Source organism: Neobacillus drentensis NBRC 102427, assembly GCF_001591445.1.
Classification (GTDB): Bacteria; Bacillota; Bacilli; order Bacillales; family Cytobacillaceae; genus Neobacillus; species Neobacillus drentensis.
In genome coordinates, this window is record NZ_BCUX01000025.1 from 43553 (window position 1) to 59879 (window position 16327).

Genomic DNA, 16327 nt, shown 5'->3' on the forward strand with positions numbered 1-16327 from the left:
GGAAAGAGAAACCATAATTCTGTAATATAAAATTATCTACATAAATAAATTTGAGAAACCAAAGGAGCTTCAGGAAAAATGAACGAACAAACCTTAAAGCTTTTTCAAACGTTAACAGAGCTTCCAGGTGCCCCTGGAAATGAACACTTAGTAAGAAAATTCATGAGGGAACAATTATCCCAATACTCAGATGAAATTGTTCAAGATAATCTTGGCAGCATCTTTGGTGTAAAAAGAGGCACGGAGACAGGTCCTACTGTCATGGTAGCTGGTCATATGGATGAAGTCGGCTTCATGGTGACATCAATTACCGAAAATGGGATGCTTCGTTTTCAGCCACTTGGCGGATGGTGGAGCCAGGTTTTACTTGCCCAGCGTGTTCAAATAATGACAAATAATGGTCCCGTTATTGGTGTTGTTGGTTCGATTCCACCCCATCTATTAGACGATGCCAAGCGCAACAAACCAATGGAAATTAAAAATATGCTGATTGATATCGGTGCCGATGATCGTGAAGATGCGAAACGAATAGGGATTAAGCCAGGTCAGGCCATCTTGCCTATTTGTCCATTCACGCCAATGGCGAATCCGAAGAAGATATTAGCTAAAGCCTGGGATAATCGTTACGGCTGCGGTCTTGCGATTGAACTGCTTCAAGAATTAAAAGATGAAAAGTTACCAAATACGCTTTATTCAGGAGCAACGGTTCAAGAAGAGGTGGGTTTACGCGGGGCACAAACAGCCGCCAACATGATAAACCCTGACATCTTCTTCGCTCTAGATGCAAGCCCAGCAAATGATATGACAGGAGATAAAAATGAGTTTGGTCAATTAGGTAAAGGGGCGTTGCTCCGCATTCTTGACCGGACAATGGTGACGCATCGCGGGATGAGAGAGTTTGTACTCGATACAGCGGAAACACATAAAATTCCATACCAATATTTTGTTTCGCAGGGCGGAACGGATGCAGGCCGTGTTCATCAATCAAATGAGGGAGTTCCAAGCGCGGTCATCGGTATTTGTTCGCGTTATATTCATACCCATGCCTCTATCGTTCATGTAGATGATTATGCAGCGGCTAAGGAACTAATTGTGAAACTAGTTAAGGCATGTGACCAAACAACGGTCGATACCATTAAAGCTAACAGCTGATATTAAGGAGGGGGCATGTTTATGCCTCCTTTAATATGTCAAAAGAGGAGTTATCATCATGAAAATCATTATTGGATCAAAGAACCCGGCCAAAATTACTGCAGTAAAAAATAGTTTTTCTCATGAAGGGGAGTTTGTTTCGTTAGATATCCCATCAGGTGTAAGTGAGCAGCCATTTTCCGATGAAGAAACGATTAAGGGAGCCATTAATCGGGCTGCAGCAGCCTTAAAACAGGGAAATGGCGATATTGGAATTGGACTGGAGGGAGGCGTTCAGGAAACGAGTTATGGATTACTCATTTGTAACTGGGGTGCTCTCGTAACGAACGAGAGCGGGCCGTTTATTGCCGGTGGCGCAAGGATCCCTCTCCCTGAAGAAATAGCAGTCCGATTAAGAGCAGGCGAAGAACTCGGACCCGTCATGGAAGATTATGCAAGAAATAAAAATGTAAGGAAACAAGAAGGGGCCGTCGGGATTTTTACAAATGGAATTGTTAATCGATCGGAAATGTTTACTCATGTTATGAACCTTTTAGTGGGACAATACAAAAGAGCATATAATTGGACTGAAAAGCTTTAGTGCTGATATGATTCGAGAATAAAGCATTAAAAAACGCATAAAAGTCAAACGGAGGCGTTGAATTTGAAAAATTTAGAGTCAACAGAGCAATTTGAACAGCTACGTGATCAGGGGAAAACCATCTTCATGTTTTCTGCAGGCTGGTGCCCGGATTGTCGAGTAATTGAGCCGGTACTACCGGAAGTAGAATCCAAATTTAATGAATATACCTTTATACATGTGGACCGTGATCAGTTTATTGAGATATGCCAGCAATTAGATGTCTTTGGCATCCCAAGCTTTATTGCCTTTGAAAAGGGGAAAGAGCTGGGCAGATTCGTAAGTAAAGACCGAAAGACACAAGAAGAAATTGAAGGTTTTATTTCGGGGTTGAAATAAAAATTCTGAAACCCTCCATCACCTTTTGAGATGGAGGGTTTTTAATGTAATATAATAGTGATGCTCCTAAATTGGAGGGATTAACAAATGAACATGGATAGCAGAAAAATGAAAAGTGAATTAGAGCAGCGCTTGACTAATAAAGACCGATTGATTTCCTATGACCGTGAGAAAGATCAGCTTCGTTTTGAAAGTAAATTGACAGGTAAAGGGATAACCGTGGCTTTACCCGGGATTATTGCCAAATGGCATGTTGAAAAGGAAAAAGCCATTGATGAAGTGGTTTATTATATCGAAGAAGGGCTCCGTGCCATGGAGGACGACGTTCAATTAACCAATCATGAGAAAAAAATCTTTCCCGTTATCCGCTCCTCGTCTTTCCCGAAGGAAGCAGAAGAGGGTGTACCGTTTTTAATTGACGACCACACAGCGGAAACAAAAATTTATTATGCGTATGATCAAGGTAATACCTATCGTTTAATTGACTCACGTATCATGGCTAAAGAGGGCTGGGAAGCAAAGAGAATCAAGGAAATTGCCTTATTTAATGTAAGGTCCCTGTCGACTACCCTCAAAGAAGATAAAGTGGCTGGCAATAGTTTTTATTTTCTTAATACCAATGATGGCTACGATGCAAGCCGCATATTAAATAAGGGATTTCTTCATGAAGTGGAGAAGAAAATTACCGGTACGATGGTTCTAGCTGTTCCACATCAGGATGTGTTAATTATCGCTGATATTCGCAATGATCGAGGCTATGATGTGCTTGCGCAAATGGCAATGAGCTTTTTCGCAAACGGTCATGTGCCAATCACCGCCTTATCCTTTTTATATGAAAATGGTGAATTAGAACCTATTTTTATTTTGGGAAAAAATAAATAATCAAACGAGAAGAAGGATCACATCGTGTAAGGTGATCTTTTTTCAATTCGCAATATTTTGGCTGCATGTATTTTGACTCATTTAAAAGAATTGTGTCGAAATAATATGAAAAACTGATAAAATAGAGTGATAGATGAAAGTAGAAAGAGTGATAGTTTTGAGCTGGTTCCAAAACCTTTTTCAAAGATTAAAAAAAGATGAAGAGGATGAAGAATTTAACGGTTACATATTACATAAACATGAAGGTCTGCCGTTATTAAACAAACATGAAAATCTAAAAGATCTAGATACCAAAGTTTCCTATCAATACCCAAAAAGCAGTTATCGTCCTTCTTACCCTCCAATCCCCAGGGAAACTCAAAAGGAAAAGGAAGAAACCTTACGCCAAAAACGATTAGAGAAACTTCCAGAAAAAAGAAAAAGTAGAGAAAAGCCTGAGATTCAAACAGTCAAAAAGGAAGTGCCTAAAACCAAAATAGAACCGTTACCTAGAAAAAGCGGTCCCTTCCAACCAACAGAAATTCCTTCGCCTGTATTTGGATTTAATCGGCCTAGAAATACAAAAACACTAGTCGAGCATGAATTAAGCCACTTTTTAAATGAGAAAATTGAAAAAGAGCTTGAAAGTTTAGTTGTGTCAAAAGAAACGATTGCGGACCCAGAGATAAATATCCCATTTGTTAACGAAGAGGAATTACTAGAGGACTTAATCGAAGCTAGTCCAGTTTCAATCGAATCAAAAGAAGAAGTAAAAGAGGCTATTGCGGTTTCATTCGAGTCAACAGAGGCAGTAAATGAATATATTGCAGTTTCAATCGAGCCACCAGAGGAAGTAATAGAGAGTATTGCACTTTCAAAAGAGCCACCCGAGGAAGTAAAAGAGAATATTGCAGTTTCAATCGAGTCACCTGAAGCTGAGGAAGAAGAAGTAAGTGAGGCTATACCTGAACCGCCAGAACCGAAGCGCTCGAATTTGCCATTTAATGTGATGATGTTAAAACAAGATAAGCAAAAATGGGAAGAGAGAAAGCGAAAAAGAACTGTGGATCAGCAGGATGAGGTCCCAACAGTGAATAAGCAGCCAGAAAAGGGAAATCAAGTAATTGATCTCTTCCCAGTTAAGGAAAAAGAGAGTACAGAAACTACGGATGAGGGTTATTATACCTTCCCTACAGATGGTTTACTTAACCCCCCTGTTACGGTAAAGAATGATACCAAATGGCTGCTAGAGCAAGAGGAGATATTAAACGAAACCCTCCAAAATTTTAATGTTGGTGCAAGTGTGGTGAATGTGACCCAAGGTCCTTCAGTTACCCGCTTTGAAGTTCAACCGGAGCCAGGTGTCAAGGTAAACAAAATAACTAATTTAAGTGATGATATCAAGTTAAGCCTTGCCGCGAGGGATATTCGGATTGAAGCTCCCATCCCCGGAAAGCATACCATTGGGATAGAAGTTCCAAACCAAAAGTCACGACCTGTTTTCATTAATGAAATTATTCAAAGCAGCATCTTTAAAGAATCCACCTCACCACTAACAGCTGTCCTTGGACTGGATATTGCAGGGAAACCAATTGTAACGGACTTGAAGAAGATGCCTCACGGTTTGATTGCTGGTGCAACTGGGTCAGGAAAGAGTGTTTGTATTAACACCATATTGGTTAGTTTACTATTTAAAGCCAGCCCAGAAGATTTAAAGCTTTTGCTGATTGATCCAAAAATGGTGGAGCTTGCACCATACAACCGAATTCCGCACCTTGTTAGTCCAGTCATTACGGATGTCAAGGCAGCGACAGCTGCATTAAAATGGGCAGTAGAGGAAATGGAAAGACGGTATGAATTATTTGCTCATACCGGTGTTCGTGATATTAATCGCTTTAATGAATTGGCTATAAAGCATAAGCAGTATTCTGATAAACTTCCTTTTATCGTGATTGTTATTGATGAGTTAGCAGACTTAATGATGATGTCCCCTGCAGATGTGGAAGAAGCCATTTGTCGGATTGCTCAAAAGGCTAGGGCTTGTGGTATTCATCTGATCGTCGCAACCCAAAGACCGTCGGTTGATGTCATTACAGGATTAATTAAGGCAAATATTCCAACACGGATTGCCTTTTCCGTATCATCACAAGTCGATTCACGGACCATTATTGATATTAGCGGTGCAGAAAAGCTACTCGGACGAGGAGATATGTTATTTTTAGAAAATGGCTCCTCGAAACCGGTTCGATTGCAAGGAACGTTTGTATCGGATGAAGAAATTGATCTTGTTGTAGGTCATGTGAGGGAGCAGAGGGAACCCGATTACTTGTTCGAGCAAGACGAACTATTAAAAAAAGCACAAGTAACTGAAAATGAAGATGAACTTTTCTATGAAGCCTGTGAATTTATTATTGACCAAGGCGGTGCTTCCACTTCAAGTTTGCAAAGACGTTTTAAAATAGGCTACAACCGTGCCGCTAGATTGATGGATCTGCTTGAGAACAGTGGCTATATTACAAGCGCCAATGGAAGCAAGGCACGTGAAGTATTAATTACATTAGCTGATTTAGAGTCCATTCAAGATGCTAGTGCAAATAATTAATCTATAGTATTCTTTAATGGCAGGGATAAATAATATATAGTGAACTGATAAGTAAGGCGACAAAGATTAAATTTGCAAATAGTTTTTCAGGGTGAACAGTGGTATAATAATTTAATATGTTTTTAGAAGTTAATTAATTTTTGGGGTGTATTAGCACTCAGTTTTTCTTGTTAGCAAATACAGACAGATGTCATATACTGTTTTACAGATAGACGTTGTTGGAGGTTCTTCTATGACTATTTACCATTTTGTAGGTATAAAGGGGTCTGGAATGAGTGCACTCGCACAAGTTCTACATGATATGAAATTTAAGGTGCAAGGCTCCGATGTCGATAAGCGCTTTTTTACACAACTGGCCCTTGAACAATCAGGGATAACAATCCTTCCCTTTCAAAAAGAGAATATTAAGCCAGGAATGACGATTATTGCAGGAAATGCTTTTCCTGATACCCATGAGGAAATTCAAGAAGCCATGAAACTTGGACTTCCTATTGTGCGTTACCATCGGTTTTTGGGCGACTTTATGCAGAACTTTACGAGCGTTGCCATTACTGGTGCGCACGGTAAGACGTCGACTACAGGTTTGCTTGCCCATGTGATTGAAGGAGCTAAGCCTACTTCCTTTTTAATTGGCGACGGAACAGGCAAAGGTAGAGAAGGCTCGGAATATTTTGTGTTCGAAGCCTGTGAATACAGAAGACACTTCTTGTCCTATTTTCCTGATTATGCGATTATGACAAATATTGATTTTGATCATCCCGATTACTTTGCTAATATTGATGATGTCTTTTCAGCATTTCAAGAAATGTCCATACAGGTGAAAAAAGGAATATTCGCTTATGGCGATGATGAGCAGCTTCAAAAAATCCAAGCAAAGGTACCTGTTTTGTTTTATGGATTTGGTAATGAAAATGACTATCAAGCCAAAAATATTGTTAAATCAACAAACGGAACGAGCTTTGATGTATTTATTCGCAATACATTCTATGATACATTCTCGATCCCATCCTTTGGCGATCATAGTGTGTTAAACGCACTTGCCGTTATCGGTTTATGTCATTATGAAGAAATAAATGTAGAGGTTGTTAAGGACCAATTAACTACCTTCCAAGGTGTCAAAAGAAGATTTTCGGAAAAAAGGATTGGGTCACAAATATTAATCGATGATTACGCCCATCATCCGACAGAAATAAAAGCAACGATTGATGCTGCTAAGCAAAAATACCCGGATCGAAATATTGTGGCGGTTTTCCAACCACATACTTTTTCACGCACTCAAGCGTTCTTGGAAGACTTTGCAAAAAGTTTGCGTGAAGCAGATAAAGCCTATTTGTGTGAAATCTTTGGCTCTGCTCGTGAAAACCATGGGAAACTATCCATCAAGGATCTACAGAATCGAATTGAGGGCTCTGAAATAATTACTGAGGAAAATACTTCTGTATTAAATCAGAACGAAAACAGCGTAATAATCTTTATGGGTGCCGGCGATATTCAAAAATTCCAGGAATCATACGAAAAACAACTTATTAAATAAAATGAAAAGGATGCCAGCATATAAAGTTGGCATCCTTTTTTTAATAGTAAATAAATACGACTTTCAATTAGTCTGTTAATTTGCGCTCCAATCAACGGTGTAGTATTCAATTTTAGCTTTTCAACTCATATGTGCTTAATGGAGTAACCAGCAATAGTAAAATAAGCGGAGATATTCAGACTGTTGAGAAAGTGGTTTTATGCAGCCTAACCTGCCTGTTCTAGGAAGAAAATATTTGAACTAGATTAATGAAATTAGTAAAAAGGACAGAATTCCCCTGTTGAGATTGCTTGGCAAGGTGCCTGGCAATCTTCTTTAGGTTCTGTGCCACTGCCGTCATGAGTGCTTGTTCCTGGGTTTTCTCTTTTCCCCGGAACCGGCAATAGCGAAGCCCGTGGAGTGTTTTAGCATCCGCGAAGCTTCGCTCTATGGTCTGGCAACGTAATTGATAGATATCATTCCCGATTTTACTTTGGCGGTTTTGGACTACCTTTTCCTTGTGCGTTTCCCATATATGGCGTTGAATAATCCTTTGCTTATTCGCACTTGAAGTACATTGTTTTAGGAAAGGGCATTCCTTGCATTTATCCGAAACGGACCGATACTCTTTATATCCCTGACGGTTTGTAGTGCCATAAGTTAATGTTTTGCCCGCTGGGCAAATATAGACATCGTGTTCCGTGTCGTAAGTGAATTGGGATTTAGAAAACTTGCCTTCTGTGCTAGAAGCTTTACGCTCTGCAATCACAGGGAAAAGGTTCATATCTAGTGTCTTTTTACAAATGTGAGCCGTAAAGTAACCCGAGTCCAAAGCTACTGATTCCAAGGTCTTTGCAAAACCAAATCTTTCAATCTGGCTTTTCAATCTTTCCAAATAAACAGTTGCATCGTTGACGTTACCAGGGGTCACGAATACATCTGTAATAATATTAAATTTGTGATCGACAGTACGATGATCCAAAAAGAAAAAACCTTCTGGCTTTCCCTTACGATTCATAAATCCGCATTCAGGATCCGTGGTACTTTTTTTTAGTTTCTTTTCTTTATTCTCCCCGGCTGGAGGTAAGGGATTTTTTCCGTGTACTTCACGATCCTCGTTCACTGCCTTTTCGAGTTCCACCAAATACTCGTTCGGTTGGTCTGTCACCACCTGCATAGTATAAGCATTCTTGTTAGCATTGGCCTGGATATGCGTGGAATCGGAGATGAGGAGACGCCCAGCCACCATATGATGATGAATCGCTAAATGTACTACTTCATCAAAGACTTCCTGAAAGACAGTTGTACCTTTAAACCTTCTATTTCGATTCCAACTGATCGTTGAATGATCAGGCACAGAATCAGAAAAACCCAAACCTAAAAACCATCTGTATGCAGCATTAAGGGTGATTTCTTGTTCTAACTGTCTTTCAGAGCGGATGCCATAAAGATATCCAACTAGCATCATTTTGAACAGTACAACCGGGTCAAGCGAAGGTCTTCCTTTGGACTCACTGTAAAAAGGACGCACCTTTTCTCTAATGAATGAAAAGTCTACGTGCTTATTAATCAACCGAAGAAGATGGTTATCAGGAACCAATAATTCTATATCTACTAGTTCAAGTTGGCTTGTTTTAGATTGAGTAGAATTCGTACGATTTAGCAAGATAGTCACGCCTTCCAGGTATATTCTATATAAAAATTATACCACATTAACGCGTTAATTCGTTGAAAAACATGACTTTCTCAACAGCCTGAGATATTCCGGTTAGATGCTGAATGGAGCTAATTTCGGAGGATATAAGGGGAGGTTTTCCGCTTATGCAAAGCAAAGTCTCTCATTTGCGAGTTTTTCGAGTCAATAAGCGGAATCTCTCCGTCTATTTAAGCCATTTTTAATAATAATTACTAATTAAGCGGAATTCTTCCGTCTATTTATCAGCTCTGGTGCCTAACCTAATCCCCTAATGTAATGGGAAGTTTAGACTCAGACAAAAATAAAAAATTGCCGAGAAAATGACCCTTTCTCGACAATCTTAAAGGATGCAAGCAATCCTTGGCATCTATTCTTTTTATTTAAGATTTTCTGGATTTAATACTTCTAACTCAGGAAGAACAAACAGCCCGTCTTTACGAATTAATACCTCATCGAAATACATTTCCCCGCCGCCATACTCAGGACGTTGGATATTAACCATATCCCAGTGGATATTAGAATGGTTGCCATTAAACGCGTCATCATAGCATTGCCCAGGGGTAAAATGGAAGCTGCCAGCAATCTTTTCATCAAACAAGATATCCTGCATTGGATTAAGGATAAATGGATTGACCCCAATCGCAAATTCCCCAATATATCGAGCCCCTTCATCTGTATCAAAAATTTTATTGATACGGCTGGAATCATTGGACTCCGCTTCGACAATTTTCCCATCTCTAAACGTCAACTTCACATTTTCAAACGTAAAACCTTGATAAGGAGAAGGTGTGTTATACGTAATAACCCCATTGACCGAGTCTTTAACAGGGGCAGTATAAACTTCACCATCTGGAATGTTTAACCGTCCGGCACATTTAATAGCCGGGATATCCTTAATGGAAAAGCTGAGGTCTGTTCCTGGACCAGTGATTCGAACTTTGTCTGTTCGGTCCATTAGCTCTTTCAGACTATCCATGGCTTGATCCATTTTTCCATAATCGAGGTTACATACATCAAAATAAAAGTTTTCAAAGGCTTCGGTGCTCATTTTTGCTAATTGGGCCATAGACGAAGTTGGATATCTTAGGACAACCCATTTTGTCTTAGGAACACGGATATCACGGTGAACCTTTTTACCAATCGTATTTCCGTGAATTTTCATTTTATCATCAGGGACATCAGATTGTTCACTGATGTTATCACCTGAACGAAGACCTATGTATGCATCCATTTTACTCATCACATTTGCTTCGAACTCTGCCATCATGTTAAATTGCTCTTCCTGTGCTCCTAATAAGAGCGAGCGGTCGACCCGATGGTCCTTTAACAGCACAAAAGGGTAACCTCCAGCTAAATAGGCTTCCTTCACAAGAGCGGTCACAAGTTCACGCTGAAGCCCAAAGTTTTCAATTAAAACCTTTTCACCCTTTTGAAGCTGGACCGAATAATTAATTAAGTTTTTTGCTAACTTTTCAATACGAGGATCTTTCATTCTTTACGCCTCCAACAGAATTATGTAGGTACATTCATATTGTAACCGAATGAAGGCTGAAAGTTGAAAAATAAAACTTTTATATCATTCCCTGATGAAATTTTTATAAGAAACGGCAGGAGATGAGGACAATTATATGGAAGTAGTATAAGATAATTAACGAGGTTTATTACTTTCCGTGATGGGTAATACATATTGATAGGATTAAGGCGGAGGTGCACGATGCAAATTATTTTATACTTAAGCGTAGCCCTGATTGCAATCGCGTTTTTTGTGCTTGTCATCTTTTTATCGACGACACTCAAATCATTTCAAGTTACACTTACAAGCGTTTCGAAAACATTAACCGGATTAGAAAAACAGTTGGATGGCGTAACAGCAGAAACTACAATTCTCCTCCAAAAAACAAACGCACTTGCAGATGATATTAAGCAGAAAACGGATCGTTTAAACAGTGTGGTTGAAGCGGTAAAAGACGTAGGTACAACGGTTTCTAAATTCAATGGGACCTTACAAAACATTACGCAAACAGTGGATATGCAAGTGGAGGAAAGTAAAGAGAAAATTTCGCAAATTGTTCAATGGAGTAATATCGTATTAGAATTAAAGGATAAGTGGCAAGCCAGGAGGCAACAAAAAACGACAGTAAGCTTAGATGAAAGCAAGAAGGTTAGATCTCATTAGAAAAAAGAGGAGGATATTAAGATGCCTAATAAAGAATATGATTCACGCGATACGAATCAAACTCGGAATGAGGAGTCTTCCAATAGCTTTTTGCTGGGAGCAATTATCGGTGGAGTCGTTGGTGCAGCTGCAGCACTGCTTTTGGCTCCAAAGACAGGAAAAGATCTTCGCAATAGGTTTACTAACCAAGCGGGAACGGTCATTGATAAGACAGCCAATATACGTGAAAATGTTTTGACAAAAAGTAATGAATTCGTTTCAAAAAGCTCTACCCTATCCCAAGGGATTGTCCTGCAATCGGCAGGGCTTTTGAATAAGGTAAAGGGGAAAATAACGAGCCATGATGAGTCGGAGGAAGAAGGAATCTCAAATTATATCCCTCTTCATACTCCAAATGAAAAGACAGAATCTAAGCGGTCAATCCCGATTGGACATCTAGATAGTTCTGAAATAAGAAAAAAACTTGAAGAAGCTGAAAAGGCATTTGATGAGGAAGAAAACAAAGTTAAACTCTAAAAAGTTAGCAGCATGCTAAATCTGATTATTTGTGATACAAACGGTGGAGTGATAAAATTACTTCACCGTTTATTTTATTTCTGGAGGTATGTACACATGTTAGTGAAAATTGATTCGATTGAACAATTTGATGACGTTATAAATAAGGAGAGTAAATTTTTTCTCTTAAAGCATAGTTTAACCTGTCCAATTAGCCATGCTGCATATAAGGAATATGAAAAATTTGCAAATGAAAATCAAGCTGTACCTACTTATTTCTTAGCTGTTCAGGATTCCCGTCCGTTATCCAATGAAGTAGCAGAAAAGTTCCAAATCAAACATGAATCACCACAAACCATCTTGTTCTCAAATGGAGAGCCTTTATGGAATGCTTCTCACTGGAAAATTACAAGTCGGTCTTTGACCAGTGCTTTTGGTGAAAATTAATAAAAATACTTTAGCGCTTAAAAGCGTTTAATCATTAAAGAAAAAATGAGTGACAAACCAAATAATATCCGATATAATAAACCCTAATTATTAAAATGTTATAATATTTAAATTTTTAGGTTGGAGACAATACTCCTATGACAGAAGGACTTTATGCATACAGAGCTCTATCATTAAATGCAGTTCTGTTTAGCTGAGGAAAGGGCGGGGACGAAAGATGGGCAAGAAAATTGAATTAGAACAATTGAGGTCGCGTGTCGATGAGTTAAACCTAGAATTGCTGAGGTTAATTAATGAAAGAGCCGTGCTCGTCCAAGAGATTGGGCGGGTGAAAGAAAACCAAGGGGTTTACCGTTACGACCCTGTCCGTGAAAGAATGATGTTAGATCATATTAAAGAGCAAAATGATGGACCTTTTGAGAATTCGACAATCGATCATATTTTCAAAGAGATTTTTAAAGCGGGTCTTGACCTGCAACAAGATGACCATAGTAAAGCATTGCTGGTCTCTCGAAAAAAGCAGCCTGAAGACACAATTGTCACATTGAAAGGTGAAAATATTGGCGATGGCAAACCGCACTTTGTATTTGGTCCATGTGCTGTAGAATCCTATGAGCAAGTGGCAACCGTGGCAAAATCAATGCAGGAGAAAGGTTTAAAGCTTCTGCGTGGCGGTGCTTATAAACCAAGAACTTCTCCATATGATTTCCAAGGGTTAGGCGTTGAGGGATTGAAAATCTTGAAACGTGTGGCTAAGGAATTTGATATGGCAGTGATCAGTGAAATAGTGAGCCCGGCTGATATTGAAATGGCTATAGATTATATCGATGTCATTCAAATTGGTGCGCGTAATATGCAAAACTTTGAACTGTTAAAAGCAGCAGGATCGGTAAAGAAACCCATTCTGTTAAAAAGAGGTATTGCGGCGACAATTGAAGAATTTATCAATGCGGCCGAATACATTGCGGCACAAGGGAATGGGCAAATTATTCTTTGTGAGCGCGGCATAAGGACATACGAACGGGCGACAAGAAACACTCTTGATATTTCAGCAGTTCCGATTTTGAAACAGGAAACCCACTTACCTGTAATGGTTGACGTAACGCACTCAACAGGCAGAAGAGATTTATTATTACCATGTGCGAAAGCAGCGATTGCGATTGGAGCAGACGGTGTTATGGCAGAGGTTCATCCAGATCCTGCCGTGGCACTCTCGGATCAAAAGCAACAAATGGATCTAGATCAGTTTGAAAAATTCTATAATGAACTGCTCGCATCTAACTACGTACGACTTTAATTTCAAATAGATAGATTATATAAAAAACCTTTTGCGATTTCAGTGCAGAAGGTTTTTTTGGTTTTTTATGATAATATTTAGTAACTTTGTGAAAAATGTTGACAAATGCAATTGCGGCTTTGAACTTCTTGTCGTATCATTAAGTACATATTAAAGATTGTTTACGTTCTCACAAACAAAAACAAAAACTAAATGATTAATTTTATACAAGCTGATGTAAAATAATGAAAACGATGTTCGTTTTAGGAGAGTGTGTTAAGTGAATATTACTATTTATGATGTAGCAAGAGAAGCCAATGTTTCAATGGCAACCGTTTCTCGTGTAGTTAACGGGAATCCGAATGTAAAGCCGGTAACTCGAAAAAAGGTGCTGGAAGTAATTGAAAGACTAGGCTACCGTCCGAATGCGGTTGCAAGAGGATTAGCCAGCAAAAAGACCACAACCGTTGGGGTTATTATTCCGGATATTTCAAATATCTTTTTTGCCGAATTGGCCCGTGGGATAGAAGATATCGCAACGATGTATAAGTACAATATTATTTTAAGTAATTCCGATCAAAACAAAGACAAGGAATTTCATTTGCTCAATACCATGCTTGGTAAACAAGTGGATGGATTAGTCTTCATGGGTGGAAATATTACTGCAGAGCATGTCGATGAATTTGGAAAATCACCTGTACCAATTGTGCTTGCAGGCTCGATTGAAGAATCTAGCACAATGCCTTCAGTAAATATTGATTATGAAGAAGCAGTTTATGACTCGATCAAGGAATTTATTGAAAAAGGTCATAAAAATATTGCGTTTGTTGTTGGACCACTTCATGAGCCTAAAAATACATTCAAAAAGCTGCGAGGCTATCAAAGAGCGTTAGCAGAATCCGGTATTCCTTACAATGACGAACTAGTGGTTGAAGGAGATTATACGTACGACTCAGGAATTGAAGCGATAGAAAAGCTGCTTGAAGTCGCTGACAGGCCGACAGCTATCTTGGTAGGAGCGGATGAAATGGCACTTGGCGTTGTACATGGTGCAGAGGATAAAGGCTATAAGGTTCCTGATGATTTTGAGGTTATCACATCTGACAACACCAGGCTCTCACTCATGGTCCGCCCACAGCTGACAACAATCGTTCAGCCATTATATGATATCGGCGCGGTTGCGATGCGACTTTTAACTAAATTAATGAACAAAGAAAAGGTGGAAGAACAAGTTGTCGTTCTACCACATCGGATCGAACACCGACAATCAACTAAGTAAAAAAATGGGTTGACCGTAATAGGTCAACCCATTTTTTTAAACCGATTCGCTCTTTTGCTGGCTTCGAATTGGATAGAGTGCTTTTTCAAGGGTTAATAAATTCTTTTCAGTAATCTCAGCTTTTCGAGGGATGGGCGTATATAAGTTGTCTGGGTCGTCCCATTCCTTTGGTAATAAAACGGGAGAATCCTTTTGCCAGGAATTTACCCATTCCTTTGGCAAACTTCCATAACAGTTTGAGTTTTCTGTCATTTCAAGCCAGATTAATGCCCATGCTCTTGGGACTACCCTCCAGATATCATATCCGCCGCCGCCGACAGCAATCCATTTCCCGTTACAATATTGGTGGGCTATTTCATGCGCAAGCCTTGGGATCTCTCGGTAAATCTTCATTGTTGAAGAAAGGTGTGTTAACGGGTCTAAATAATGGGAGTCTGCGCCATTTTGGGTAAGAATCACATCTGGTTTAAAAAACTCAGCCACTTCTCTAAACGCATGTGAATAGGCGTAGAGCCATGATTCATCCTCAGTAAAGGCATCAACTGGTATGTTGTAAGAATAGCCATAGCCTAACCCCTGCCCGCGCTCATTTACATTGCCGGTACCAGGAAATAAATATCTGCCTGTTTCATGAATCGACAAGGTACAGACATTAGGATCATCATAGAAGGACCATTGAACGCCATCTCCATGATGGGCATCGGTGTCCACATATAAAACACGAGCATTATATTTTTCCTGAAGGTATTTGATGGCGACTGAGCTATCATTATACACACAAAATCCAGATGCTTTTCCCCTAAATCCGTGATGCAAACCTCCACCAAGATGGAGTGCATGAAGGGACTTTCCAGTCATCACCTCGTCTACGGCCGTTAATGTGCCGCCCACAAGCAGGGCGCTTGCTTCATGCATGTTAGGAAATACAGGAGTATCTTCTGTGCCAATACCATAGTTTTCGGCAATCTCTAAGGGTAATTGGCCATTCCCTGCCTTTATTACTGCCTCTATGTAGCTTACGTCGTGTATTAAGGCTAACTCTTCCGTTGAGGCCATTCTTGGCGGGATGACATCTTCTGGATTAAGAGCATTAATCTTCTCTAATAAGTCCACTGTTAATTTAAGCCGGAATTGGTCGAAAGGATGCTGATTGCTGAATTTATAATTCAACGACGCGTCTGAAAATATAAACGAACACTTATCACTCATAGTGAAATCCCCGGAAGATTGGGCCATAATACATGGAAGCCCGCCTGTCTTAGGTCTTGAATTAATAAAGTAGGATTCATGGTTTGCAATCTAATCACCAGTATTTTAAATTGCTCATCTGTTTTATCAGGATAAACCAATACACTCAAAATATTTGCTTTCCTGTTTTTAATCACAGCGGTAATTTCACTGAGCTTACCAGCAAGATTAGGAATCTTAATTTCAATTTGTGAGCCTGGCTGATGGGCCCCTGTTAATTCAACCAATGTCCGCAGCAAATCTGTTTCGGTCAAAATTCCAACCAACTCACGGTTATTTATGATTGGAAGACAGCTGATTTTATGCTCATAGAATAGGCCTGCCACTTCCTCGACGAAATCAAGTGGGTGTCCAGTAATGACGTTTCGTTCCATAATCGCCTCAAGTGGCTTTTTCATATCTTCCGGATGCTCATTTGCATGAAAAATAGATGGAGTCGCCTCATGTATTTTCGAAACAGTGACGAGCCCAACTAAATGATTCTCTTGATTAATTATTGGAATATGGCGTATTTTTCTGGTCTCCATTAATTGGATTGCATCCGCAATGGTATCTGTTGGCAGAAGTGTTGCGACATCAGTTTTCATGATTTGTTCTACGATCATTAGAAAATCCCCCTTACCC

General features: G+C 39.5%; 15 protein-coding genes. 11 read left to right on the plus strand and 4 right to left on the minus strand.

What is annotated here, in order from left to right; genetic code table 11:
* Positions 1 to 78: 78 nt before the first annotated feature.
* From BDR01S_RS13850 to murC, 6 genes are all read left to right on the plus strand, one after another.
* Complete coding sequence (locus BDR01S_RS13850; RefSeq protein WP_066258212.1) at positions 79 to 1152, plus strand: M42 family metallopeptidase; 1074 nt, start codon at positions 79 to 81, stop codon at positions 1150 to 1152.
* Positions 1153 to 1210: 58 nt separating this feature from the next.
* Positions 1211 to 1732: a DUF84 family protein gene (locus tag BDR01S_RS13855; protein WP_066258210.1), complete on the plus strand. Its 522-nt coding sequence runs from the start codon at positions 1211 to 1213 to the stop codon at positions 1730 to 1732.
* Positions 1733 to 1795: 63 nt separating this feature from the next.
* Positions 1796 to 2110 (plus strand): thioredoxin family protein, encoded by a 315-nt coding sequence (locus BDR01S_RS13860; RefSeq protein WP_066258209.1) that lies wholly within the window; start codon positions 1796 to 1798, stop codon positions 2108 to 2110.
* A gap of 93 nt (positions 2111 to 2203) precedes the next feature.
* The gene (locus tag BDR01S_RS13865) at positions 2204 to 2992 is read left to right on the plus strand and encodes a DUF1444 domain-containing protein (RefSeq protein ID WP_066260325.1); all 789 of its coding nucleotides are present in this window, start codon (positions 2204 to 2206) and stop codon (positions 2990 to 2992) included.
* Positions 2993 to 3149: 157 nt separating this feature from the next.
* Complete coding sequence (locus tag BDR01S_RS13870; protein WP_082797423.1) at positions 3150 to 5573, plus strand: DNA translocase FtsK; 2424 nt, start codon at positions 3150 to 3152, stop codon at positions 5571 to 5573.
* Positions 5574 to 5805: 232 nt separating this feature from the next.
* Positions 5806 to 7107 (plus strand): UDP-N-acetylmuramate--L-alanine ligase, encoded by a 1302-nt coding sequence (gene murC / locus BDR01S_RS13875; protein ID WP_066258207.1) that lies wholly within the window; start codon positions 5806 to 5808, stop codon positions 7105 to 7107.
* A 220-nt stretch (positions 7108 to 7327) separates the two neighbouring features.
* On the opposite strand, the gene BDR01S_RS13880 is transcribed toward murC, so the two are convergent.
* Together BDR01S_RS13880 and BDR01S_RS13885 are read right to left on the minus strand one after the other, a co-directional pair.
* The gene (locus BDR01S_RS13880; RefSeq protein WP_066258205.1) at positions 7328 to 8752 is read right to left on the minus strand and encodes an IS1182 family transposase; all 1425 of its coding nucleotides are present in this window, start codon (positions 8750 to 8752) and stop codon (positions 7328 to 7330) included.
* Between the two features lie 406 nt (positions 8753 to 9158).
* Positions 9159 to 10274, minus strand: a complete 1116-nt coding sequence (locus tag BDR01S_RS13885) for an aminopeptidase (RefSeq protein ID WP_066258204.1) — start codon at positions 10272 to 10274, stop codon at positions 9159 to 9161.
* Positions 10275 to 10496: 222 nt separating this feature from the next.
* Between BDR01S_RS13885 and BDR01S_RS13890 the strand changes: the two genes are divergently transcribed.
* From BDR01S_RS13890 to ccpA, 5 genes are all read left to right on the plus strand, one after another.
* Complete coding sequence (locus BDR01S_RS13890) at positions 10497 to 10958, plus strand: DUF948 domain-containing protein (RefSeq protein ID WP_066258200.1); 462 nt, start codon at positions 10497 to 10499, stop codon at positions 10956 to 10958.
* A 21-nt stretch (positions 10959 to 10979) separates the two neighbouring features.
* A complete protein-coding gene (locus tag BDR01S_RS13895) occupies positions 10980 to 11474 on the plus strand; it encodes a YtxH domain-containing protein (protein WP_066258198.1) in 495 nt (164 codons plus the stop codon).
* Positions 11475 to 11570: 96 nt separating this feature from the next.
* Positions 11571 to 11900 carry a bacillithiol system redox-active protein YtxJ gene (ytxJ, locus tag BDR01S_RS13900; protein ID WP_066258196.1) on the plus strand — a complete coding sequence of 110 codons (330 nt, stop codon included), beginning with the start codon at positions 11571 to 11573 and terminating at the stop codon, positions 11898 to 11900.
* Between the two features lie 217 nt (positions 11901 to 12117).
* Positions 12118 to 13197, plus strand: a complete 1080-nt coding sequence (locus tag BDR01S_RS13905; RefSeq protein WP_066258194.1) for a bifunctional 3-deoxy-7-phosphoheptulonate synthase/chorismate mutase — start codon at positions 12118 to 12120, stop codon at positions 13195 to 13197.
* A gap of 259 nt (positions 13198 to 13456) precedes the next feature.
* The gene (ccpA, locus tag BDR01S_RS13910) at positions 13457 to 14455 is read left to right on the plus strand and encodes a catabolite control protein A (protein WP_066258192.1); all 999 of its coding nucleotides are present in this window, start codon (positions 13457 to 13459) and stop codon (positions 14453 to 14455) included.
* Positions 14456 to 14491: 36 nt separating this feature from the next.
* On the opposite strand, the gene BDR01S_RS13915 is transcribed toward ccpA, so the two are convergent.
* A complete protein-coding gene (locus BDR01S_RS13915) occupies positions 14492 to 15664 on the minus strand; it encodes an acetoin utilization protein AcuC (protein WP_066258189.1) in 1173 nt (390 codons plus the stop codon).
* On the minus strand, positions 15661 to 16308 hold the full coding sequence (locus BDR01S_RS13920) for an acetoin utilization AcuB family protein (protein ID WP_066258187.1): 648 nt from the start codon (positions 16306 to 16308) through the stop codon (positions 15661 to 15663). Before BDR01S_RS13920 ends, BDR01S_RS13915 begins: the two co-directional genes overlap by 4 nt.
* Positions 16309 to 16327 lie beyond the last annotated feature (19 nt).

Excerpts from the sequence above, each read along its gene's own strand:
- BDR01S_RS13865 (WP_066260325.1), top strand. The coding sequence starts at position 2,204 with ATGGATAGCAGAAAAATGAAAAGTGAATTAGAGCAGCGCTTGACTAAT.
- BDR01S_RS13915 (WP_066258189.1), bottom strand. The coding sequence starts at position 15,664 with ATGAGTGATAAGTGTTCGTTTATATTTTCAGACGCGTCGTTGAATTAT.
- BDR01S_RS13885 (WP_066258204.1), bottom strand. The coding sequence starts at position 10,274 with ATGAAAGATCCTCGTATTGAAAAGTTAGCAAAAAACTTAATTAATTAT.
- BDR01S_RS13855 (WP_066258210.1), top strand. The coding sequence starts at position 1,211 with ATGAAAATCATTATTGGATCAAAGAACCCGGCCAAAATTACTGCAGTA.
- ytxJ (WP_066258196.1), top strand. The coding sequence starts at position 11,571 with ATGTTAGTGAAAATTGATTCGATTGAACAATTTGATGACGTTATAAAT.
- BDR01S_RS13895 (WP_066258198.1), top strand. The coding sequence starts at position 10,980 with ATGCCTAATAAAGAATATGATTCACGCGATACGAATCAAACTCGGAAT.
- BDR01S_RS13850 (WP_066258212.1), top strand. The coding sequence starts at position 79 with ATGAACGAACAAACCTTAAAGCTTTTTCAAACGTTAACAGAGCTTCCA.
- BDR01S_RS13890 (WP_066258200.1), top strand. The coding sequence starts at position 10,497 with ATGCAAATTATTTTATACTTAAGCGTAGCCCTGATTGCAATCGCGTTT.
- BDR01S_RS13920 (WP_066258187.1), bottom strand. The coding sequence starts at position 16,308 with ATGATCGTAGAACAAATCATGAAAACTGATGTCGCAACACTTCTGCCA.
- BDR01S_RS13905 (WP_066258194.1), top strand. The coding sequence starts at position 12,118 with ATGGGCAAGAAAATTGAATTAGAACAATTGAGGTCGCGTGTCGATGAG.
- murC (WP_066258207.1), top strand. The coding sequence starts at position 5,806 with ATGACTATTTACCATTTTGTAGGTATAAAGGGGTCTGGAATGAGTGCA.